This window comes from Phocaeicola sp. HCN-6420, assembly GCF_037890145.1.
In the GTDB taxonomy this organism is placed as follows: Bacteria; Bacteroidota; Bacteroidia; order Bacteroidales; family Bacteroidaceae; genus Phocaeicola.
Genome location: NZ_JBBKBJ010000003.1, coordinates 1 through 20,479 on the forward strand (window position 1 = coordinate 1; position 20,479 = coordinate 20,479).

27 protein-coding genes are annotated in these 20,479 nt (G+C 55.9%); 12 read left to right on the forward strand and 15 right to left on the reverse strand.

Annotated elements, in window-relative coordinates; genetic code table 11:
* The 3 genes from WKT12_RS02840 to WKT12_RS02850 all read left to right on the forward strand — a co-directional run.
* Positions 1–1,221: site-specific integrase (locus tag WKT12_RS02840; RefSeq protein ID WP_340318760.1), on the forward strand; the 1,221-nt coding region annotated here is incomplete at its 5' end.
* A 31-nt stretch (positions 1,222–1,252) separates the two neighbouring features.
* Positions 1,253–2,542: a site-specific integrase gene (locus WKT12_RS02845; RefSeq protein ID WP_007568639.1), complete on the forward strand. Its 1,290-nt coding sequence runs from the start codon at positions 1,253–1,255 to the stop codon at positions 2,540–2,542.
* A gap of 28 nt (positions 2,543–2,570) precedes the next feature.
* On the forward strand, positions 2,571–2,936 hold the full coding sequence (locus WKT12_RS02850) for a hypothetical protein (protein WP_007559043.1): 366 nt from the start codon (positions 2,571–2,573) through the stop codon (positions 2,934–2,936).
* Between the two features lie 33 nt (positions 2,937–2,969).
* On the opposite strand, the gene WKT12_RS02855 is transcribed toward WKT12_RS02850, so the two are convergent.
* Positions 2,970–3,281 (reverse strand): helix-turn-helix domain-containing protein, encoded by a 312-nt coding sequence (locus WKT12_RS02855; protein ID WP_004295430.1) that lies wholly within the window; start codon positions 3,279–3,281, stop codon positions 2,970–2,972.
* On the reverse strand, positions 3,278–3,571 hold the full coding sequence (locus WKT12_RS02860; RefSeq protein ID WP_004319131.1) for a helix-turn-helix domain-containing protein: 294 nt from the start codon (positions 3,569–3,571) through the stop codon (positions 3,278–3,280). The genes WKT12_RS02855 and WKT12_RS02860 overlap by 4 nt, the downstream gene beginning before the upstream one ends.
* A 542-nt stretch (positions 3,572–4,113) precedes the next feature.
* On the opposite strand from WKT12_RS02860, the gene WKT12_RS02865 reads away from it, so the two are divergent.
* The 9 genes from WKT12_RS02865 to WKT12_RS02905 are packed head-to-tail and all read left to right on the forward strand — an operon-like array spanning position 4,114 to position 8,523.
* On the forward strand, positions 4,114–4,365 hold the full coding sequence (locus WKT12_RS02865; protein WP_004303766.1) for a hypothetical protein: 252 nt from the start codon (positions 4,114–4,116) through the stop codon (positions 4,363–4,365).
* A gap of 12 nt (positions 4,366–4,377) precedes the next feature.
* Entirely contained in the window at positions 4,378–5,370 is a 993-nt protein-coding gene (locus tag WKT12_RS02870; RefSeq protein ID WP_007559037.1) for a hypothetical protein, read from the forward strand.
* 45 nt (positions 5,371–5,415) lie between these two features.
* The gene (locus WKT12_RS02875) at positions 5,416–5,826 is read left to right on the forward strand and encodes a PcfK-like family protein (protein ID WP_009132163.1); all 411 of its coding nucleotides are present in this window, start codon (positions 5,416–5,418) and stop codon (positions 5,824–5,826) included.
* A 2-nt stretch (positions 5,827–5,828) separates the two neighbouring features.
* Entirely contained in the window at positions 5,829–7,112 is a 1,284-nt protein-coding gene (locus WKT12_RS02880; RefSeq protein WP_017141505.1) for a PcfJ domain-containing protein, read from the forward strand.
* A 40-nt stretch (positions 7,113–7,152) separates the two neighbouring features.
* Positions 7,153–7,479, forward strand: coding sequence for a hypothetical protein (locus WKT12_RS02885; protein ID WP_004295437.1), 327 nt, complete (start codon positions 7,153–7,155; stop codon positions 7,477–7,479).
* Positions 7,480–7,521: 42 nt separating this feature from the next.
* A complete protein-coding gene (locus tag WKT12_RS02890) occupies positions 7,522–7,839 on the forward strand; it encodes a hypothetical protein (RefSeq protein ID WP_004295436.1) in 318 nt (105 codons plus the stop codon).
* A 46-nt stretch (positions 7,840–7,885) separates the two neighbouring features.
* Positions 7,886–8,152: a DUF6956 domain-containing protein gene (locus tag WKT12_RS02895; protein WP_004295438.1), complete on the forward strand. Its 267-nt coding sequence runs from the start codon at positions 7,886–7,888 to the stop codon at positions 8,150–8,152.
* A gap of 4 nt (positions 8,153–8,156) precedes the next feature.
* Positions 8,157–8,336 (forward strand): hypothetical protein, encoded by a 180-nt coding sequence (locus WKT12_RS02900; RefSeq protein ID WP_004295439.1) that lies wholly within the window; start codon positions 8,157–8,159, stop codon positions 8,334–8,336.
* Positions 8,320–8,523, forward strand: coding sequence for a hypothetical protein (locus WKT12_RS02905; RefSeq protein WP_004295440.1), 204 nt, complete (start codon positions 8,320–8,322; stop codon positions 8,521–8,523). The genes WKT12_RS02900 and WKT12_RS02905 overlap by 17 nt, the downstream gene beginning before the upstream one ends.
* 53 nt (positions 8,524–8,576) lie before the next feature.
* On the opposite strand, the gene WKT12_RS02910 is transcribed toward WKT12_RS02905, so the two are convergent.
* From WKT12_RS02910 to WKT12_RS02970, 13 genes are all read right to left on the reverse strand, one after another.
* On the reverse strand, positions 8,577–8,963 hold the full coding sequence (locus WKT12_RS02910; RefSeq protein WP_004295441.1) for a hypothetical protein: 387 nt from the start codon (positions 8,961–8,963) through the stop codon (positions 8,577–8,579).
* Between the two features lie 361 nt (positions 8,964–9,324).
* Positions 9,325–11,277, reverse strand: coding sequence for a DUF4116 domain-containing protein (locus tag WKT12_RS02915; protein ID WP_117881280.1), 1,953 nt, complete (start codon positions 11,275–11,277; stop codon positions 9,325–9,327).
* Positions 11,278–11,340: 63 nt separating this feature from the next.
* Entirely contained in the window at positions 11,341–11,784 is a 444-nt protein-coding gene (locus WKT12_RS02920) for a DUF3872 domain-containing protein (RefSeq protein ID WP_004295445.1), read from the reverse strand.
* Between the two features lie 13 nt (positions 11,785–11,797).
* Positions 11,798–12,382, reverse strand: coding sequence for a conjugal transfer protein TraO (locus WKT12_RS02925; protein ID WP_004295446.1), 585 nt, complete (start codon positions 12,380–12,382; stop codon positions 11,798–11,800).
* 1 nt (position 12,383) lies between these two features.
* Positions 12,384–13,304, reverse strand: coding sequence for a conjugative transposon protein TraN (gene traN / locus WKT12_RS02930; protein WP_118418059.1), 921 nt, complete (start codon positions 13,302–13,304; stop codon positions 12,384–12,386).
* Positions 13,305–13,377: 73 nt separating this feature from the next.
* Positions 13,378–14,658, reverse strand: coding sequence for a conjugative transposon protein TraM (gene traM, locus WKT12_RS02935; protein ID WP_017141464.1), 1,281 nt, complete (start codon positions 14,656–14,658; stop codon positions 13,378–13,380).
* Positions 14,633–14,932, reverse strand: a complete 300-nt coding sequence (locus WKT12_RS02940; protein ID WP_004295449.1) for a TraL conjugative transposon family protein — start codon at positions 14,930–14,932, stop codon at positions 14,633–14,635. The genes traM and WKT12_RS02940 overlap by 26 nt, the downstream gene beginning before the upstream one ends.
* Positions 14,933–14,936: 4 nt before the next feature.
* Positions 14,937–15,560: a conjugative transposon protein TraK gene (traK, locus tag WKT12_RS02945; protein WP_004295450.1), complete on the reverse strand. Its 624-nt coding sequence runs from the start codon at positions 15,558–15,560 to the stop codon at positions 14,937–14,939.
* An 11-nt stretch (positions 15,561–15,571) separates the two neighbouring features.
* Complete coding sequence (gene traJ / locus WKT12_RS02950; RefSeq protein ID WP_029429443.1) at positions 15,572–16,654, reverse strand: conjugative transposon protein TraJ; 1,083 nt, start codon at positions 16,652–16,654, stop codon at positions 15,572–15,574.
* A gap of 19 nt (positions 16,655–16,673) precedes the next feature.
* Positions 16,674–17,294, reverse strand: coding sequence for a DUF4141 domain-containing protein (locus WKT12_RS02955; protein ID WP_007851777.1), 621 nt, complete (start codon positions 17,292–17,294; stop codon positions 16,674–16,676).
* A gap of 35 nt (positions 17,295–17,329) precedes the next feature.
* Positions 17,330–17,644, reverse strand: coding sequence for a DUF3876 domain-containing protein (locus WKT12_RS02960; protein ID WP_004303798.1), 315 nt, complete (start codon positions 17,642–17,644; stop codon positions 17,330–17,332).
* Positions 17,645–17,658: 14 nt separating this feature from the next.
* Positions 17,659–20,154, reverse strand: a complete 2,496-nt coding sequence (locus WKT12_RS02965; RefSeq protein WP_007559015.1) for a TraG family conjugative transposon ATPase — start codon at positions 20,152–20,154, stop codon at positions 17,659–17,661.
* Positions 20,151–20,477 (reverse strand): DUF4133 domain-containing protein, encoded by a 327-nt coding sequence (locus WKT12_RS02970; protein WP_029429442.1) that lies wholly within the window; start codon positions 20,475–20,477, stop codon positions 20,151–20,153. The genes WKT12_RS02965 and WKT12_RS02970 overlap by 4 nt, the downstream gene beginning before the upstream one ends.
* Between the last annotated feature and the right edge of the window lie 2 nt (positions 20,478–20,479).

Here is a 20,479-nt window from a genome sequence, read left to right on the forward strand (position 1 = left end):
AAACAGACGGATGTAACGGTTACGTTCTACCTCAAAAAGAGCGAAATGAATGACGAGGGACATTGCCCGGTCATGGCGAAACTTGTTGTCGGCAAATTTTCAGAAGCGGCTTTTAGTGCGAAAATGTCCGTACCCGCTGCACTGTGGGCATCCGGACGTGCCACGGGTAAAAGTAACGCCGCGCGGGAAATCAACCGGCAACTGGACGATTTGCGAGCTTCAGCCATTGCCATTTATGACGAACTGTCAGCCACCCGTGAGAATGTAACGGCTGAAGAAATAAGGAATCTGTTGTTGGGGACGGCTTTCGGGCAGGAAACCCTGTTGGGTTATTTCCGGACGTTCATCGAACATTTCGAAAAACGTGTCGGCGTGAACCGGGAAAAGGGAACAGCACAATCTTACCGCTATGCTTGTAACTGTGTGGCTGCTTTCATCCAGGAGAAATACAAGTTGTCGGATGTTCCTTTCACGGCCCTGAACCGTTCATTCATCGACAACTATGACCTCTACCTACGCACGGAGCGCCGCTTTGCCCTGGGAACTATCGTGTTGCTTGTCACACGGTTGAACACGATTGTCGGGGAAGCCATCGCGGAAGGGATTATCACTGCCGACCCGTTCGCGGGGTATGAAGCCGAACATCCCGAGCGGGAACAGAAATACCTTACCGCCGCAGAGTTACAACGGCTGATGACCACACCCCTGCACGACCCGAAACTCTACCATATCCGCGACCTGTTCCTCTTCTCCTGCTACACGGGTATCCCTTACGGGGACATGTGCCGCCTGACGACGGAGGATCTGGAAGTGGCCGAGGACGGTGAGGTATGGATCAAGACCGCCCGCAAGAAGACGAAAATCGACTATGAAGTGCCGTTGCTCGACATACCGTTGCTCATCCTCGACAAGTACCGGGATATGGCCCCGGAAGGAAAACTGCTGCCGATGTACAGCAACAACGAACTCAACCGGACACTGAAACGTATTGCCGCCATTTGCGGAATTGAACGGAAACTCGTCTTTCACTGCGGACGCCATACCTACGCCACCGAGATCACGCTTTCGCATGGTGTCCCGCTTGAAACCGTCAGTAAAATGCTGGGGCATAGCCGCATTTCCACGACGCAGATTTACGCCAAAGTGACCGATGACAAGATCGACATGGATACCCGGTCTTTAGAGGAAAAGATTGCCGGCCGCTTCTCCGTAGCTATTTAATCTATCATTGACAATCAAATTCACAACGATTATGGAAACGAATAATAAAGAGATAAAACGCCGCAGCACGTTCTCCCTGCTGTTCTACATCAACCGCACGAAAGTCCGCAAGGACGGAACATGTAAATTGTTATGCAAGGTAAGCATCGACGCCAAGTCGGCCCCGATCAATATCAACGCGTTTGTCGATCCATCGCTTTGGAATCCGGAAACCAAAAGGGCGAACGGACGAAGCGAGAACGCCCGAACGGTAAACCAGGCAATAGAGAAACTGACCGAAAAAATCACCGGACATTACCGTCATATTCGTAAAAGCCTCGGTTTCGTGACGGCCGAGCTGGTCAAAAACGCCGTGGAAGGAATCGGGCAGAAACCGTTCACCCTCCTTGCCTTGTTCCGCGAGCATAACGAGGAGTTCCGCAAGCGTGTCGGCGTGGATCGCAAGGAAGAAACTTATGAAAGTTACGAGAACTCCTATAATATTTTAGCCTCCTTCGTGAAAAAAAGGAAGGAAAAGGAGGATGTAGCGTTGCGGAGCCTTGACCGGGAGTTCTACGATGATTTTGAAATATTCCTGCGTACAGATCGTGAAATGAAACCCAAGACAGTACACGAGCATCTTTACCGGTTGAAAAAAATGACCAAGCGGGCTGTCAGTCAGGGTACACTCCGGCGCGACCCTTACGGGAAGCTGCACCCGGAACTGCCCCGGCGCAAGAGCCGCCATTTGAAACTCGAAGACCTCAAAAAACTGATGGAAACTCCCGTCGGTAAACCCAACCTCCAGCGGGTGCGGGACTGGTTTCTCTTCGCTACCTTCACGGGGTTGTCCTACGCCGACCTGAAACGCTTGTCCGAAAAAGACATCACGCAGTCGGACGACGGAACGTACTGGATACACATCCGGCGCCAGAAGACCGAAACGCCCTCGGCCATCCGCCTGCTGAACGTGCCGTTGCAGATCATCGAGAAATACCGCCACGAGCGTAAAAGCGACAGGATTTTCAACCTCTATTGCCGGGGGTATCTCATCAAGCTCACCAGAGAACTGGGACGGACATACGGCTTCGACATGACCTTTCACAAGGCGAGGCACAATTTCGGGACACATATCACGCTCTCGCTGGGTGTGCCTATCGAAACTGTCAGCCGCATGATGGGACACAAGAGCATTTCCACCACGCAGATTTACGCCAAAGTGACCGACCGCAAGGTGGACGAGGACATGAAACGTCTGAAAGAACAGACCAAAGGCCGGAAAATAAATCTCTACGAGGAGGACGAACCGGAAACGGCAGATATTATAACGGTAAACGGTTGAACAGTATAACAAAAATTGATAAATTTGTATGACTATGACGACAAGAGAACCTATCAGCATTGAAAACGGGCGGGTGGAAATCCACACGCCGGAGAACCGTGTATGGCTCACGCGCCACCAGATTGCCGACCTGTTCGGAGTCTTCGTTCCTGCCGTGGGGAGCAACATCCGCTCCATACTCAAAAGCGGCATACTCCGTGAGGAGCGGGTTTACCGCCGGGAGCGCAACCGTGACGGCGGTATTGTCGAGCTGTATTCGCTCGAAATGATCGCCGCGCTGGCTTTCCGCTTAAAATCCGGGAATGCCGAAGCCTTCCGACGGTGGCTTGTCCGAAGGGCCACGACGACCGCCGTCGTCTGGCAGCTCCCCGGCATGAACACGATATTGAACTGAAAAAGAAGAACGGCCGTGATGGCCGTTCTTCTTTTATACCCATTCCTGTCCCCCGATACATTTCTTCCGGGAATCTTCCAGAAATTTCTGTATCTCGGATTCCATGTATAGTACCTTGCCCTGAATCAAATAATAGGGAATGATCCGCGCCGTGCGGTATTCCTGCAATGTACGCCTGCTGATTTTCAGCAGCCGGGACAATTCCTCGTCGGTGACGAACCGCTCTCCCTTGAGTGTCCGGCCTCCGGAGGATTCCAGTTTATCCAGTGCCTTGCCGGCCTTTTCCAAACGCCGGAAGAGATCCGCCACACGCGGATCGTGCTTGTCGATGAAATAATGGCTCATAACGCGGCGGTATTAGGATAGTGCGACGATTGCAGCAGTTTCCCGACATCTTCCGGTTTGTAGAAGATTTTGTGACGGATGCGGCTGAAAGGCAGCAACCCTTTCTCCCGGTAGGTTTGCAGGGTACGTTTCGATATCCCCAGCACGTCACAGACATCCTGGTTGTCCAGCCATTTTTTCAAACTCACGTCCTCCTGCCTGCGGCATAACGCCTCGGCTTTTCTTTCAATGGCTTCCACGTGCCCTGCCAGCGCGTCGAAAGCCTTCACGTCCATACTTATTATTTCCATGTTCTGTTTCATTTTTTGTTTCCCGGATGCCCAAAAGTACACAAATGAACAGTATCTTGTTATCAGCCAGTGGTATATGGACGTATCCGTCTTAAAAGTGGCAGCGAGTGGCGCCACGTCCGGCGGAAACGATCCTCCGCCGATACGGGATCGGCACGCTCCGATACGCCAATCGCCCGTGAAAGGAAATGTTCGCGGGCGATTTATCATTCCATGCAGGGTGAGCCGTGAACCGACTTTCGCGAGCGTTCACGGCATATCGTTTTCTCCCCGTTTCTCTCCCATAACCTTTTCCTCTCTTTTTTTCATGCCGCGGAGCGCGGTATGGAAATCTGTTGTCAGTAGCAAAGGTAGTTACGGGGCTCACGCTGCTGCAAGATCGGGCCGCGGGGCGGTTTGCCGCAAAATCTTCCTCTTTCCCTGCGGGCGAGCGTATTTTCCGACAAAATCTTGCAGCAGCTATCCCCGACACCTTTTGATGCTACCGAAACAGATTCCATCCATACCGGCTCCGCTACGGCATAAAAAAAAAGTCAAAGGTTATGAGAAACGAAGAGAAAAATAAATGGAAACAGAAATCCTCCAACCTTCCACTTGGCATAAAGGCAAAGGTCGGGTTGGCGGTAAAGGTCGGGGCGGTGGCTTTGGGCTTCCACGTGTGGGGTATCGACTTTATTTGGGTCGTTTTGGGCTTCACGTTCTGTTATGACATCCTGCGGGGCATTTTCTCCTGCCTTGTTTCTCTCGTGGCTCTAACCGGCTTTTTCTATTTCCTATTCACTCACATCTTCTAAATTATTACAGGTATGACAAAGTACATTTCATTATTCGGAGCGACTACCACGGACACACGGGTGCAGGTAGTCAAGGAAAACCAGGTAATCATCGGTATCGGTGCGGGTGCGAGCAGAAAGCGTTACGTCGTTTACAAGGTGGAACACACCGCCCGTGGCTACGTGTACCACATGGTCGATACCGAAACAAAGGAAATCAGCCAAACGGACATTCTGCGACCCCTCTCGCAAACATTCGGTATCGGCAGGTACTACGACGACGTGAACCCCGAGTTCATGGACGCTTTCGAGGTGGCTTTGCTCGTGGGGCAGGCGGAAGAGCAAGCCACGGCGCAAGCCATCGCCGCCGCCAAAGAGAAAGCCGAGCATGACCGCATAGCGGAAATAGGAGCGCAGAGGTTACGCCGCATCATGCCCGAAGGGGTGCAGGGCGTAATCATCGCCGAACTCAACGAAACGGAATACACTGACCCCTCTTACGAGTGTTCGACCACCCGAAGCGTGCGTACCGTCATTCTCGGCTTTTCGGCCACCTCCCGCAACGGCTTCGGGGAGTTGAGAAAGGCGGCGGCCAATTTCCCGCAAACGGCGCACCTCTCCGAATACGACCCCAAGAACGAACACCGCTATCCCGTTTTCACGCTCGGCAAAAGTCCGAAATACGGGTGGAGTGTCTGCAAACTGACCCACTACACACGTGAAGGGTACATCGACAGGCTGGCATATATCGCAGGAAACGAGGAGAATATATGTCTGCCCGAGCCGAAAGACGAAAAACGGGCGGAACGCACTGAAACGAGCGTGCAAGGCGGGTTTATCATCGTGGACTATTCCGAGAAGGCGATAGCCGTATTCGGGGACACCAAGCCCGTCAAGGACGCCCTTCACGCACTCGGGGGACGCTTCAACGCACGGCTGACGCATGACGGGCAGAAGAGAGCGGGATGGATTTTCCAAAAGACCAAAGAGGACGAGGTGCGGCGGCTTCTCGGAAAGGACGAATAAATGTTGAACACGGGGCGGCTCGCCGCCCCACAATACCAAAAAATCATGGCACAAGGAACAGATTATTTCAAACTGACGATACAGAACTATCTCGACGCACGGGCACGGGAGGACGAACTTTTCGCACCCCGATACGCCAACCCGAAAAAGAACATTGACGATTGCTGCACTTTCATCATCAACCAAGTACGGCAGAGCGGTTGCAACGGGTTTGCCGACGAGGAAATATACTCTATGGCACTCCACTATTACGACGAGGAGGACATCGACATCGGCAAACCCGTCAGTTGCAAGGTAGTGGTCAATCACACCGTTGAACTGACCGAGGAGGAAAAAGCCGAGGCACGGCGGAACGCCATACGGAAGGCCGAGAGCGAAGCCTACGCCAAGTTGGCGAAAGCCAAGTCCAAACCCAAGAAAATCGAAGATAACAAACTAATGCCCAGTCTATTTTAGTTATGAAACCGAGAACAAAATTCCAACAGAGCGTTGTGGCGGCAAGTAAACACCTGCCGCCGCTTACCCCCGCACAAATCGAATGGGGGTACAAGAACTGCATCGAGCATATCGGACGCCGCACGCCGAAAGGACTTATCACCTGCACCGAGTGCGGCCACACGTGGCAGAGCGAAAACGGAGAACTCACGGACAATCTGTTAGGGTGCGAGTGTCCGCACTGCCACACCCCGCTGAAAGTGGAAACCACCCTGCGCCGCAAGTTCAACGATTACGAGTATTTGTGCATCGTAACCCGCTGCAAGGGTTTTCAAGTCCTGCGCTTCGTCTATATCGAGTGTTGGGCGAAAGTGGGACAGACGCCCGTTTACACCCATATCGAAGCCGTACAGCGGTGGATTGCCCCCGACGGACGCTCCGCAACCTTCGCACGGCTGCGCCCGATGGGCTTCTTCGTTCACGGGTGGAGTTGGTCGAGCGCATTGGAACTGCGGGCGGAGAACGACGGGAAATACAACATCACGCCCACACGCATCTATCCCCGACAACGGCTTATCCCCGAACTGCGCCGAAGCGGCTACGGTAAACAACTCCCCGATGTAACCCCTTTCGACCTTATCCACCTGCTGCTCTCGGAGAACAAGGCCGAAACGCTGCTTAAAGCGGGACAAACGGCACTCGTGCGATTTTTCGCCCGTTCCTCCCGCAATATCGCAGACTATTGGCCGGCCATCCGTATCGCCATCCGTAACGGGTACGCTATCGGGAAACCGACGGAATGGTGCGACTACATCGACCTGCTGCGATTTTTCGGGAAAGACCTGCATAACGCCCATTTCGTGTGTCCCGCAGACCTGCCCGCAGCGCATGACCTCTACATGGCAAAAAAACGGCGGCACATGCAAATGGAACGGCGGCAGGAGGAACGGCGCAAGGCGTTGGAACAGGAAGCCTCGTTTGTCGAAGCCAAAGGGCGGTTTTTCGGAGTGGAGTTTTCCGACGGGGAAATCTGCATCAAGGTATTGGACAGCGTTGAAGCCATACGGCAGGAGGGCGAGGCCATGCACCATTGCGTGTTTACCAACGAATACTATCTGAAAGCCGACTCGCTCATACTCTCGGCCACAATCGACGGCAAACGTATCGAAACGATAGAGGTGTCCCTAAAACGCATGGAGGTCGTGCAGAGCCGTGGCGTGTGTAACAAGAATACCCCATACCACGGGCAAATACTGAAACTGATGAAGGGGAACATGTCCCTTATACGGAAACGAATGACAGCATAAAAATCGGGGCGGCGAAAGCCGCCCGCAAAAACAAAATAGAATGAACCAAATAGCATATAAATTCGTGTCGTGGGACGTTCCCGCACTCGAAAGCCTTGCAGGCTCAAAAGCGTACATATTACGCAAACGGCTCAATGACGGGGGAACGCTCACCCGTGAGGAGAAAGACTGGATTACCCGTGAGGTAAACCATAACACCTATTTCAAGGACTCCATTCCGCTTTTAGGGTATCGTTTCAACTTTGTCGATGTACTGAAAACATTCGTGGTAAAGCAGTACGGGCATTACACGGAATACAAGGGCGTGGACAAGACGAGCATACGCTCCATGTTGTACGGCAGAGTGGAAAGGATTGTCGAATTATAAAATCGGGGCGGCGAAAGCCGCCCTACAAAAAAAAATATAACAATGAAAATCATCTATAAAAGCTACATGGCACGCCCGCTCAAACCCTTCGGGGAGTGGGATTGGGAAGTTCGGGAAGCAGTCAAGACGGCCCTTGCGCTCGTCGAGGGGAAAAACGGGTTCAAAACCCATTCCGAGATATGGCGAAGGTGCAACCTCGTCATTACCGTGGGACACAACATCTACACCACGAGTATCGAGATACGACCACCCGAGCAGGACGTGATACGCCGCAGGAGCAACTGGCATAACGGCTACGCCTACTACTGCAACGGCGTGTTCTGGGCGAACATGAGCAGGGTTAGAGTGGAACTTGTCTGATTAAAAAATTTCGGGGCGGCAAAAGCCGCCCGTAAAAAGCGAGAATATGAAAACGAATGAAGTAAACAAGGAAATCTCCTATGAAACGCTGCTCGTAACCTTCGGCGAGGGTATCGGGCGGCTCAACACCATGTTCGACGACCCGCAGGTGTGGGGCGTTGCCACGCTGAAGCAGTGGATCGACGGGTATGAAACTACGCGCTTCACCGAAATCGACGACCGAACGGCGGTTATCACATCCGAATACAACATGGACAGCGTGAAGGAATGGCTGCAAAAGAACACACCGATTATCAACCTGGAAAAACGATAAAATCATGCGCAAGTACAAATTATTCATCGGCTACCGGCTGCTGGGAGAGTTTTCCGGTATATGGGAAGCCAAAAATTTCGCCGCTGAAAGCGGCATGAGCGGAATTTTCTCGCTCGTGGGAGAAAATTACCGGGACAGTTGGTACGAACCAAAAAAACAGGACAAGAATGGAAACAAAGATTAAAGACATCACGGGAGCGGAAATAACCGTTACCGACTTAAAAGAGGCGGTACGCCAATGCCGGGAGTGCCTCGCAAGTCCCTACCTGATGCCCTCGGGGCATACCGTGGGGGAAAACCATGCCTACATGTTGCGGCAACTGCTCGCCCTGCAAAGGCGGAAACGGGAACACGGCAGGCAACGGCCGTGAAAATACGACGCGAAAAAAATCGGACGATAACCGTCCGATTTTTTTGTTTCCCGTCAATCGACCGCCGTATGGTCGCCCAGCTTCCCGTGCAGTTCACGCCCGATATGTCCGGCAATGCCACGGGGAGAAATTTCAGAGATTGAACCCCACCCGCCATGCGTGTATATGCACGTCTTGAGCGGTTCGGTACGGGAAAGGTAGAACAGATAGCCGTTGCGGAGCAGGATGCCCACAAACACCGAGCCGACCTCGATGTCGGCGATCTCGTCAAAACGTATCTTCCCGTCATTGTATAATACTGCCGTGCCATCCGCATCGGGAATGACGAACAGATCGTCTTCCATGACAATCCCGTGCAACTCGATTAGCGACCCCAGGCATTCACTCGCCGATACCCGGTCGTAATCACCCTTTACCTCATTTGTCGATTTCGTTTCCATATCGCTTTTCTTTAGGTTCAGACAAATACCATACGAAAAAGGCGTGAGAATACGTTAAATACCGGCATTGAGGTACAGCCAAGCACCCATCCACTCGATAGATAATTTCTCCCCACGCCGCTATCGCATACGCTTGACGCATATAGACACGACGATGAAGAAGAGAACTACCCATTATTTTGCGAGCGGATTAAAATTTGGCTGTTTTCAATGCCCCACCATAATGTGTTCCTTCCGTATGTAAATCGCCCGGCGGCACGCCGCCGGAGGATTCGATTGCAAATATAACGATTTCATTCGGGTATCGGCGACAACACGTGCGATTTTTAACAACCTTCCTGCCAAAGAACTACCCGCCGTCCTACAATTTCGGCCCCCGGGCGGGTTTGCGGGGCGCGACCTTCGGCTGCGCCTTCTTCTCCCTGGGCGGTTCGACGATCCGCAGTTTGAGTTTCTCCGTCTTACGGTCGTAACGCACCTCGCAGCAGTCAATCTCACCCGCAACCGACGTCCACACGTTGTTCACACGCACCGCGCCGCCCGAGTAGAGGGTCTTGTATTGTTCGTATTCGAGCGGCTGCCGCAATTTCGCGTCCACCTGACGGTGGAACGAGTAGATATTACGTCCCTTTGCTATTTCGTCGGGAACGTAAACCCGCAACTCGGGATGGGCGGCCTCGGCATAGAGGCACAGATCCGCCGTGCGAAGCTCCCTCGGAACCCACTGGATCATCCTCGGGTCGCCCCGCACGGCCGTATCGGCCACGAGCGGCGTGATGGCCCTCTGGGGAATGTCGTACAGCACCCCCGCATCCTTGCGAACGGCCTCCAACGCCACCTCCTCCGTTACAAGCCGGCGGTTCAGGTGCAGGACACTCATCAACCGGTGTATCTGCTGCGGGTCGTCCTGCTCGCGGAACACCTGCAAGACCAGGGCGGGGTCGCTCAACGCGCTGATAACCGAGAAATCGGTTTTGTCCTTCCCGTAGGTACGCTCGAAAGCCTCCCGGCTCATCTCCGGCGTCCGGGCTTCGCGGGGGACGCCTTTCAGGTTTTGCGGGTTCTCCCGCACTAGGCTCATGTATAGATCCGGGCTTTTCATGCTCTCGGGCAGGTGGGCGATGGCATAGGGACTGCGCCGTATGGCCTCCATGCACAACTCCGGCGTTTTCCACTTCTCGGGGACATATTGCAGGTAGCTCCCGTCGTGCCAGACGGCCCGGCGGCACATCTCCTCGTTCTTGGCGTGGTCGGGAAGGTTGTAGAACAGCTCCGGCTCCAGGGCGAAAATTTCCCGGGCCACCCTCGGCGTGAGGAACCAGGGGTTCATGTTCTCCAAAAAATCGAAGGTCTTATCGTAATTCGTGCAATAGAACCCCAACACTTTCAGGTGTATCTCCTCGAAGGGGATATAGCGGAGGACACGCAGGTCGTCGGTACGGGCCAACGCCCGGTTGCAGACCTCCGGCGTGAGCTGTTCGGGGTTGAAAAAGCGGATGGCCAGGGGATCGCGCTCCAGCGCCATCCCGCACAGACGGTCGGTTTTCAGATGTTTCGGAACGTACTCCAGTGCCAGGTAGTTCGAGGACACGGCGGCCTCGCAGACCCGTTCCGTGCGTAATTCCTCCGGCACTTCATGGAGCAGGATGCCGTCCCCGCTGACGGCACGCAGGCAGACTGCCTCCGTGCGCAGTTCCACCGGCACGAGCGAAAGGCAGGACGCGTCCATCCCCACGCCGTGAAGGGCCAGTTCCCCGGTCATGACCTCCGGGGCAATGGAGGCGAAAATCTCGAACTTGTCCACGAACGACATCCCGAATTTTTTCAGCCCTTCCAGGCATATATCGGGATACGGAATGTAAGGGAGTATCTTGTAATCGGCACTGTCCACCGCTTTCAACGCCGCACGGCATATTTGCGGCGTCCTCAATTCCCCGGGGACGGCCTCCAGCACCAGACCGTTGCGCTTCACGGCCGCCATGCACAGTTCGGGGGTCTTCAACCCCTCCGGAACGTAATACAGCGCGTAGCTGTTGCTATCGACGGCGGCACGGCACATTTTCGGTGTCTTCAGACGGTCAGGGACGAATTTCAGTGTTTCGCCCCGGTGGCCGGCCGCGGCAAGACAAAGTTCCGGCGTTTTCATCGCTTCGGGAACGAACTCGATGTTGAAAGCCGATTTCTTGATGGCGAAACGGCAGACTTCCGCCGTTTTCCGATCCTCGGGCAGCGTCTCGAAAAGGTTCTCGCGCCACGGGTTCTCGTACACCCCCGTATCGAGATAGGCTATATCTATTCTCTCTTGCTCTGTCATGGTTTTCAGTATTTATGGAAAGCGCCCGGGTGACGGGCGCTTCTCTTGGTTAGACATATTCCGTTATCGTTCCGTTTCCTCCGTCCCGTTCTCGCTCTGGAACGTGAAGGAGGTCTTCACGACCTGACCCGTGTTGTCCTCGACATAGACGTCGATGGTCTGCTGGTCATCGCTGCGCGATGTGTAATAGAGGCGGAACACCTCACGGTCGAGCGGATAGCGGTCGTTGGGCAGGAACACCGTACCGTCGTCCATCCTCAACTCACCGCGCCCGTCGGGCTGGAAATAGCGGATCGTGTAACGCGCGCCGTCATATCTCCCCTCCCGCACGAGCGTGCAGCGGATTTCAGCGGTTTCACCAACGGAGATTCGCTTCTGAACGGGCATCGTTTCCAGAGAGAACGTGTACGCCTGCTGTATATCCAGCCCGTTGTCGCAGGATGCGCATAAAAGACCCAGGGCGGCGATCCAGACCGCCAGGGCCAATATCTTTTTCATCTTTTTCATGTCGCTTGCAAGTTTAATGGATTATGAATTTCACGCCCAGGCCGAACTGCGCGTGGAAATGTCCCGTTGTAGTGCCCCATAGGATACGCTCACGCCCCGTCAGCGAGAGGATAATCCTGTCGGTCAGGTACGCATCGACCTCCAGCGTGACGGCCCCGCCATAGAGGAAACGGTCGCGGTGGCGGAGCGTAGAGCCGTCATAGAGCCGCCTTTCGCCCCGGTTCACACTCTCGTAACCGGCCAGCGCCGAGCCGCCGAGGTAGAAGAAAAAAGTCCTGGACGGGTCGGCGAGGAACTTGTAATAGTAACCGCCCTCGGCAGTGAACTGCGCCACAGGGATACGTTCCGACTTGTAGGGGTAATAACGGTTCAGGAACTCCGCGCCGAACACCCACTTGTCGGCATTCTTCGCGTAGCGGCTCATGGCCAGCCCGAACCAGTAGCCCGTTTCGCTGCGGCTGTCCCGGGTATAGAAGCCGTCGGTCATGCCTCCCCGTATTTCCAGCCCGCGCATGGCGGGCAGGGCACGCTGGGCGTGCGCCCCGTCCGAAAGGAGGAGGCATAACCCCAGCGTGAGAATGAATATCGCCCGTTTCATATCACTTTACCTTTAACTCGTTGATAACACGTGCGCGCACCAGGTCGGCATTCTCCACCGTGAAAGTCTGGTGTCGCCCGCCCTGCTGCTCGTGCAGTTCCACGACCAGCTGCTTGTCGTCGGCCAGCGTGAACTTCGGGAGCGTGAAGATCATGCGCTCGGTACGCTTGCCGCCGATGACCTGCACGTTGTTGTACGCCCGCACGGGCCATACGACCTGCTCCTGGATGGCCGTGCGTTTGGCCACCTTCTTGTCCGTAATCTTGAACGTCAGGTAGTCCACGTTGAAAGGCACGTTGGAGGAGTTTTTCAGTTGGAGGTGGAAATAAAGCAGGTCGTTATGCACGTAGATACCTTTGAGGAGGTATTGTACCCCGAAACGCTTGCAACCGATATGCTTGATCTCGCGGCGGTCATTCTTGTAAATGGACTGCATGATCAGTTTGACCAGCAGCGGAGATTCGCATCCCAACTCCTGCAAATAGATGTCCAGCGCGTTATTGGGGCGGTTTACCGCCTCCCCGTCATGCAGGAAGTCCGCCATCTCGACCGACAGTTTCACCGGCTCGTCGGCATACTTGACATTGAAGCTGTAATAGGCCCCGTCCTCGGTAATGACCGAAAGGTTGCTCTCGCGCGAGAAATCACGCAGGGCCGCCTTTACACGCAGCACGTTTTCCGTGCCGTCGGCTTTCGCCGCCAGAAGATCCGAAGACCCCAGATCGACGTAACGGATGGCCGAGGGGAAAATCACATGCACGGTCTTGCTGAACGTCACCTCCAGCGCGTAGGGCGGGATAACCCGGTTGAAGGTCAGCGGACGGGTAAGACCGTCGTACAAATCGCCCGTGGAGGGCTTTTCCTGCGCGTGGGCAGCGAACATGCACCCGATAAAAGCGAGTGCCAGAAGAATCTTTTTCATACTCGATAAATTTTTGATTGTTGATAAAAATGGATTTTTTTCAGTGGTGTACGGAAGTACGTCGTTTGTACCCTTATTGAAGGGGCGGGAGCAGCAGGACGCTGTAACCGGCCTTGAGCGTGACCTTGACCGAGCGCATCTTCTTGCTCACGTATTGCGACACGCCCTGGATGGCGCTGCGCCCCAGGTCGGAGAGCAGTTGCGAACCGGCATCGTCCGTGATCGTGATACTGCTGCCCATGCCCGCGCCCATATTGGCGGCGATCTCCTTCACGGCATTGAGTTCTTCCGACCCCGGCACGGGAATACCCTCGTTGCCGTTCGTGTCATAGACCGACAGATCGACCGGAACGACCGCCCCGCCGTGCTGGACAGCGCTGACCTTGACCGTCAGCCGTTCGCCGTTGATCCTCGCCGCCCCCGTTACGGGCGTACCCGAGGGGATGAGCAGCTCTCCCGCCATCATCGGTTCCAGCAGCCGGAAAGTAACCTCCCCGCCATCGGTGAGCGTCACGGTTTGCTGCACGGCGGCACGGATACTGTTGCGCTCGGGCTCGCGAAGGTCGCTCCCCACCGTGTTGAAACCCCAGTTCCGGGGCTTGACGAACTCACGGGCGAAGACCGAATCGGGCAGCGGGGCGGCGAGCAGCGACACGATGTTACGGCGCACCTGGCGCACGGGCTGCACGGAAGCCTTGCCGGAAACGGAGGCTTTCTGACGCGGGGCTTCAGGGGCTTGACCGCCATTCATGTAGCGGGCGGCGATCTCGTAGGACTTCTCCAGCAGCGCCACCTGCTCCTCCTGGGCCGTTTTCTGCGCCTGCTGTTCTTCCAGGCGGCGTTCCAGTTCCTCGATGCGGGCCTGCATCTCGCGCTCTTCCCCCGTTTCACCGGCGGTGTCCTCGTAGAAACTGCCTAACTGGCGGTTGATGTCGGCATAGGCGGCACGGGAAGTCCGGAAAGCTCCCGACGAACCGCCGGCAGGGCCGGAAGACTTATCCGGCACGGCAGCGGGCATGACGGGCTCTTCCTCCTCGTCCTCCATCCCGAACGCGAAATCCTGCAAGGAGCGCATCTTTTCCCGCTCCCTGCGCCGCATCTCCTCCTGCACGTAGGCATCACGCTTGTCCGAGAGGATACCCTCCGATTCCGGGGTCGGCAGCTCCGTGTTGAAACCCGCCGAAGGCTCCTCCCGTTCTTTTTCGCCGGGGGAGAAGATCAGCCACATGCACCCGGCAAAGGCCAGGAAAAAGAGCGGGAAGACCACCATCTTCTTCCGCATCTGTATCTGCCGGGGCGTGAGTTCCTTTTTCCCCGCCTCCGGCTGTTTATTCTGTTTTTCGTTCGTCGTCATAATTGAAATCTTTTAGATGTTTTACACTGTCGGCCTCCTGCCGTTGTCTTAATTCCAGCTCCAGCCGCTCGATATGCCGTATCTGCATCCGTTCCCCGGCTCCCTTGCCGAAGCGGTAGATGGAAGACACGGTAAAGTAGAGCGACAAGACGGAAAAGAACAAGAGCAGCGTGAGGATCACGATAATCCGCTTATCGGGCGAGAGCGCCCCGCAAGCGCGGCGCAGGTGGTCTTCGACCCACTCCCCGAAAGCCTTTATTCTCTTCTTTGCCATAACCTTATCTTTTTAATGTACGTAAATCGCGGTTCTCCAGAATCTCGAATTTCTCCATGATGAAACCCTGCGGGTTATTGTCCGAACGCCCCGAGTTGATCAGCTCGCAGCGCGTGACCAGCGAACGCTCGGTGATGTTGCTCTCGCGGACAATCATTTGCCGGGCATAGGTCATGGCCCGGTAGGGATAGGCGTTGAAGTCGCACACCACGGAGTCCACCTCGATACGCTGGCTGATGTTCCCCGACACCACACGGTTGTAGTAACCTTTCTCCTGCATGTCCTGGTAATAGGCGAAGGCGCTCTTATCGACCAGGAACAGCGCGCGGTTGATGTTGCTCTCGATGGCCGCACGGTCGGGCGAGAGGGTGAAGAACAACTCGTGAAAACGCCGGATATGTTCGCGCGCCTCCACGGGGCGGTTCTGGCTCAAATCCTGCGAGAGCGCCAGCATCAGCGACTTGCCCCCGTCCAGGACGTAGATCTTCTCGCGCTGCTTTTCGGCGAAACGGAAGCTCGCGACCACGCTGAACACGGATACCAGCGCGCACAGGCAGAGGAACACGATACCGAAAAGCCGAATCTGCCTGAAACTTGTTTCGATGTTTTTTAATGACTTGAATTCCATTGTCCAAATTGTTATGAATGATTATTGTTACCTTGTGTTGCCAGGTTGCGCCCGTTGGGGGCACTGCCCGAAGCCGGGCCGCCAACGCCGCCGTTACCGGAGGAGGAACCGCCACCGCCGCGACGCCCGAACGTGCGGCCGATCATGTTGCCGGCGATACCGCCAGCGACACCCGTGGCGAATGCCCCGGCCTTGTTGATACCGCCCATAGCCCCGCCGGCTCCGCCCGACTGGATCACCCACTCGGCAACGGTGGGGATCGTGAAATAGCCTATGATACCTATAATCAAAAAGATAATATAGACACCGCTGCCGCTGTCGGGAATGTAGTTGGGGTCTTGCAGGGCCAGGACGTCCGCCTGGAGCATCAACGTCTGGATCTTGGCCAGCACCGCGGAGAACAGGTCGGCGATGGGAAGCCAAAGGTACACGCTGATATAGCGGGAAATCCAGCTCGCGAGCGTCGAGTGGAAGCCGTCGTAAATGGAGAGGGCGAACGACAAGGGCCCCAGAATCGACAGCACGACTAAAAAGAATGTCCGCAGCGTGTCGATGGTAAGCCCCGCGGCGTTGAACAACAACTCGAAGAAGTCCCGGACAAGCTGCCGGAAACCGGCCTTGATGTCGTACCACGTGCGTTCGGCCCACATGCTGATAATCTCGCCCAAATCCGTGATACCCATATCCGCAAGCCGTTGTTCATACACCTCGTCGTCCACTAACCAAGCCTTGCCCTCGCGCCTGCGGGCCTCGGCTTCCAAATCGTCCTTCTGTTGCTGGTATGCCTGCAAATCCAATGTCTGCCCCTCCAGTATGGCGTGCGTGCCCTGCACCACGGGCGACATCACGGCGTTGATCGTCCCCAGAACCACGGTGGGAAAGAACATCACGCACAAGCCGATGGCGAAAGGCCGCAGGAGCGGGAACACGTCGATAGGCTCCGCATTGGCCAGTGCCTTCCATACCCGGTAAGCCACGTAAAAGAGCGCACCCAGGCCGGCGATACCTTTCGCCACCCCGATCATGTCGCCGCATAGCGGCATCATCTCCTGATACAGGTTCCGGAGAACCTGGTGTAAATTGTCGAAATCCATGACTGCCTCCGTTTTCAGGTTACCAATATCTGTCGTTCGGGTTCCCGTAAAGTGCCAGCACCCGGTGCGCGTCGCCCTTTTCGCGGCTGCGGATGAAGGACACGGAGATGGTCTTGCGCGTGTAATAGCGCGTGAGGTTGCGGTACTCCAGCATCTTCGTGTAAACCTGATCCACCACGTCCATCCGCTCCTTGTCCGAGAGCGAGAGGCCGTTGCCGCCGGTTATGACCGTCTTGAGTTCCGTCACCAGCGCGCCGCCCTCCTCCAGCAGCCGGGCGTAACCCGCCGAGATCGCCGCCAGCTCGTCCACCGTGAAGTTCGGGTCTGAAACCATACGGTTGAATCCCGAGGTGTAGATTTCCGTGATCTCGCTGACCATTTCGAGTGTCAGCTTCACCTTCCGGGCATCCTTGATGATGTTATGCACCGATTTGAGGGCGTCGTAGTAAGCCTTGCTCTGGTTATAAATCTTGATACTCTCTTGCAGCGACTTGACCATGTTGGTCGCCGTGGTCGAGCTTTGAACCGCGCTCTTGATGTTCTGAACGAGGTTCGACGGGTCGATGACCGTCCACTGCGCTTTTGCCTGGTACGTGAAGCAAAGAAGCCCCACGAACAGCGTTAAAATCAATCGTTTCATCCTTTTCATTATTTAATTCGTGAATACTTGGGCGGTCATTCCGACGCCCGATAATAATCCCCGTAGGCGGAGAGCTGGAGCACCTCGCGCCCCGCATCGTAGGCCAGGGCGACATACCCGTAGAGGTCGAAGTAACGGATACCTCCCCAATACTTCCTCACGGGACGGGAGAAGCGTGTCCCGTCCTTGTAGGACACCTCCACGTAAAAACCGCCGCCCCGGCGTCCCGGGTTGCGGTAGATGCGAACCCGGGGAGAACCCGAGCGGCTTTCCCACTCGCCCGCCACCTCGTACAGCGCGAAGTCCAAACGCGCCGCCGTGGGGTCTGATCCGATACACTTGCGATACATGGCCTGCCCTCCCTTTAACGTTTGCCCTCGGCGAGCTGCCTGATCGCCAGTTCCATATCACCGCCCAGCTCCCCGGCAAGCCGCTGTACCTCCACTTTCTCCGTTTCCTCGGTCGTGTAGGCCAGGTACTCCGGGACGCTGACCTCCGTGGCATAGACCGCCGACTGAACGCCGCCCAGACCGATCCAGACCTCCTTGTATTTACGGGAAGGGTCGTTGGACTGGTTGATCGAGAGAATCTGCGCCTTCTCCTTGTCGGTCAGCCCCAACAAGGACTGAATCGCGTCGAAACGGTTCATGAACTTGCGCTGGTCGAGCAGGATCTTGCAGTCCGAGTTGTTGATGATCGCCTCCTTGACCACCGGGCTGGAAATGATGTCCTCGACCTCCTGCGTCACAACGATGGCCTCACCGTAGTATTTGCGGACTGTTTTATACATATAACGCAGATATTCAGCCATATTGGCCGTAGAGAGCGCCTTCCAGGCCTCCTCGACGATGAGCTGTTTGCGTACCCCCTTGAGCCGTCTCATCTTGTTTATGAAAGCCTCCATGATGATGATGGTGACCACGGGAAAAAGCTCCTTGTTTTCCTTGATGGAATCCACCTCGAAGACCACGAAGCGCTTCGAGAGCAGGTCGATGTTGGCCCGGGAGTTCAGAAGGAAGTCGTAGCGTCCGCCCTTATAATACTGCCGCAGGGTGATGAGCATGTTGTCGATGTTGAAATCCTCGCGGCTGACCCGGATCTCCCGCTCCTCCAGCTCGCGGCGGTAGTCGTCCCGCAGGTACTCGTAGAAACTGTCAAAACACGGCACGATATTCCGGTCGGCGCGGATACGCTCGATATAGGCGTTCACGGCACTGCCCAGCTCGCCGCTCTCGGTCTTCGTGATCTTGTCGTCCTCGGTTTTCCAGAGTGTCAGCAGCAGCGTCTTGATGCTGTCCTTCTTCTCCACGTCGAAATAGTAGTCGTCGGTGTAGAACGGGTTGAAACTGATGGGATGTTCCTCGGTATAGGTAAAATACACGCCGTCCTCACCTTTGGTCTTACGCCGGATCAGCTCGCAAAGACCCTGGTAGCTGTTACCGGTATCCACCAGCACGACATGCGTGCCCTGCTCCCAGTATTGGCGGACTAAATGATTCATAAAGAATGACTTGCCTGACCCCGAGCCGCCTAACACGAATTTATTCCTGTTGGTAATGATCCCTTTTTTCATCGGTTCGTCCGAGATGTCCAGGTGCAGGGGCCTGCCGCTTATGCGGTCGCACAGCTTGATGCCGAAAGGACTGGACGAGGATTTATAGTTGGTTTCCTCCGTGAAGAAACAGACCGCGGGCTCGATGAACGTGTAGAACGATTCCTCGGCGGGGAAATCCCCCGCATTACCCGGCATACCCGCCCAGTAGAGCGTGGCGGCATCCACGGTGTTGTGGCGCGGGCGGCACTCCATCAGAGCGAGCTGGCTGCCCACATCATTGCGGATATGCCGGAGCTCCTGCACGTCGTCCGACCAGGCCAGCACGTTGAAATGGGCCCGGACGGATTGAAGACCGAACGAGTGCGCCTCGTTGAGATACTGGTCGATCCACTCCTTGTTTATCTGGTTCCCGCGGGAGTAGCGGGAAAGGGACTGCATGTTACGCGCACGTTTCTCGAACATACGCAGGTTTTCGTCGCTGTCTTCCAGGAACACGTACTGGTTGTAAAGGTGGTCGCAGGAAAGCAGAAGCCCCACGGGGGCCGCGAACGAGAGCAGGCAGTCCGAACGGTCGGTGGAAAGACGCTCGTAACGGGTGTCCGTACCCACGCGCCCCGGCAGGTCTTCCGTGTCCGAGAGCGTGTGCAGGCACACCCGTTTGTTGCCCACGCGCAGAACCTCGGCCCCCAGCTCGATGTCCTGAAGAGAAGTCGTCTCCGAGAGCGAGAGGGAAAAGTACCGCTCCAGCAGGCCCGGACAATCCGCCGTACCCGTGATCTCGTCCCCCGTGAGGCGGACAAGGGCCAAGAAACCCGAATCGTTCAGAATACGCTCGAACTGTTCCGCCGCCTCCAGGAATTTTGTCGCCGATTCCCGGTTTACCTCTTTGGGAATGATGTTGCCCCGGCAGAGGGTCGAGAAGTCTGAACGCATGTGCATACGCTCCCTCGTCGTTTTCGTCAGGTAGAGGAAGCAGGCGTGGGTCAGGAACGGACGCTCGTTGAAATGCCGCTCGTAACTGCGGGAGAGGAAACTCATGTCCCCCTCGCCCGTGGCCGGGCGGTAACGCTCGCGGATGAACCAGTCCTGCTTGTGTACCACGCTGTATTCGGGCAAGACCTTCAGGGCCTTGCACCAGGCGGCGTGGATCGCCTCGTACTCGGCGGACGTGACGGTGAACAGCTCCGGGAGTTCGACCCGATAGACGACCGTTATGTCCGCGTCCTTGCTGATGATACAACCGCCTTCCACGGCCAGGAGCGGGAACTTGCTTTCCAGCGTGGTGGCTTTCAAGAGGTTTCTCATACGCGGCCCCCCTTTCTTTTCAGCAACCGGCGCAGGGACTTGCGGTTGAGCAGGTAGCGGGGATGCCGGCGCGCGGCGAGCAGCTTCATCAGCCCGTGTTCCCCGTAACGGGTGTTCAGGCGGAAGGTAAGCCAGACCAGCACCGAAGCCGCCGCAACGCCGAAAGCGATACATACCCACTGATCGACCCCTGCCATGTAGAGGATGACGAACACCACGAAGACGGCCAGCAGGCCGCCCGCGAAGATGAAGAGGTACTGCGCCTTCAGGCCCCGGAACTCCACGCTCTTGCCGATTCCCTTGTTGATTCCATATTCCATAATTA

Coding starts and splice junctions, on each gene's coding strand:
- WKT12_RS02850 (WP_007559043.1), top strand. CDS start 2,571: ATGACTATGACGACAAGAGAACCTATCAGCATTGAAAACGGGCGGGTG.
- WKT12_RS02960 (WP_004303798.1), bottom strand. CDS start 17,644: ATGTATCGCAAGTGTATCGGATCAGACCCCACGGCGGCGCGTTTGGAC.
- WKT12_RS02895 (WP_004295438.1), top strand. CDS start 7,886: ATGAAAACGAATGAAGTAAACAAGGAAATCTCCTATGAAACGCTGCTC.
- WKT12_RS02880 (WP_017141505.1), top strand. CDS start 5,829: ATGAAACCGAGAACAAAATTCCAACAGAGCGTTGTGGCGGCAAGTAAA.
- WKT12_RS02920 (WP_004295445.1), bottom strand. CDS start 11,784: ATGAAAAAGATGAAAAAGATATTGGCCCTGGCGGTCTGGATCGCCGCC.
- WKT12_RS02870 (WP_007559037.1), top strand. CDS start 4,378: ATGACAAAGTACATTTCATTATTCGGAGCGACTACCACGGACACACGG.
- traN (WP_118418059.1), bottom strand. CDS start 13,304: ATGAAAAAGATTCTTCTGGCACTCGCTTTTATCGGGTGCATGTTCGCT.
- WKT12_RS02925 (WP_004295446.1), bottom strand. CDS start 12,382: ATGAAACGGGCGATATTCATTCTCACGCTGGGGTTATGCCTCCTCCTT.
- traK (WP_004295450.1), bottom strand. CDS start 15,560: ATGGAATTCAAGTCATTAAAAAACATCGAAACAAGTTTCAGGCAGATT.
- WKT12_RS02965 (WP_007559015.1), bottom strand. CDS start 20,154: ATGAGAAACCTCTTGAAAGCCACCACGCTGGAAAGCAAGTTCCCGCTC.
- WKT12_RS02900 (WP_004295439.1), top strand. CDS start 8,157: ATGCGCAAGTACAAATTATTCATCGGCTACCGGCTGCTGGGAGAGTTT.
- WKT12_RS02875 (WP_009132163.1), top strand. CDS start 5,416: ATGGCACAAGGAACAGATTATTTCAAACTGACGATACAGAACTATCTC.
- WKT12_RS02855 (WP_004295430.1), bottom strand. CDS start 3,281: ATGAGCCATTATTTCATCGACAAGCACGATCCGCGTGTGGCGGATCTC.
- WKT12_RS02955 (WP_007851777.1), bottom strand. CDS start 17,294: ATGAAACGATTGATTTTAACGCTGTTCGTGGGGCTTCTTTGCTTCACG.
- WKT12_RS02845 (WP_007568639.1), top strand. CDS start 1,253: ATGGAAACGAATAATAAAGAGATAAAACGCCGCAGCACGTTCTCCCTG.
- WKT12_RS02885 (WP_004295437.1), top strand. CDS start 7,153: ATGAACCAAATAGCATATAAATTCGTGTCGTGGGACGTTCCCGCACTC.
- WKT12_RS02910 (WP_004295441.1), bottom strand. CDS start 8,963: ATGGAAACGAAATCGACAAATGAGGTAAAGGGTGATTACGACCGGGTA.
- WKT12_RS02860 (WP_004319131.1), bottom strand. CDS start 3,571: ATGGAAATAATAAGTATGGACGTGAAGGCTTTCGACGCGCTGGCAGGG.
- WKT12_RS02915 (WP_117881280.1), bottom strand. CDS start 11,277: ATGACAGAGCAAGAGAGAATAGATATAGCCTATCTCGATACGGGGGTG.
- WKT12_RS02940 (WP_004295449.1), bottom strand. CDS start 14,932: ATGGCAAAGAAGAGAATAAAGGCTTTCGGGGAGTGGGTCGAAGACCAC.
- traM (WP_017141464.1), bottom strand. CDS start 14,658: ATGACGACGAACGAAAAACAGAATAAACAGCCGGAGGCGGGGAAAAAG.
- WKT12_RS02905 (WP_004295440.1), top strand. CDS start 8,320: ATGGAAACAAAGATTAAAGACATCACGGGAGCGGAAATAACCGTTACC.
- WKT12_RS02865 (WP_004303766.1), top strand. CDS start 4,114: ATGAGAAACGAAGAGAAAAATAAATGGAAACAGAAATCCTCCAACCTT.
- traJ (WP_029429443.1), bottom strand. CDS start 16,654: ATGGATTTCGACAATTTACACCAGGTTCTCCGGAACCTGTATCAGGAG.
- WKT12_RS02890 (WP_004295436.1), top strand. CDS start 7,522: ATGAAAATCATCTATAAAAGCTACATGGCACGCCCGCTCAAACCCTTC.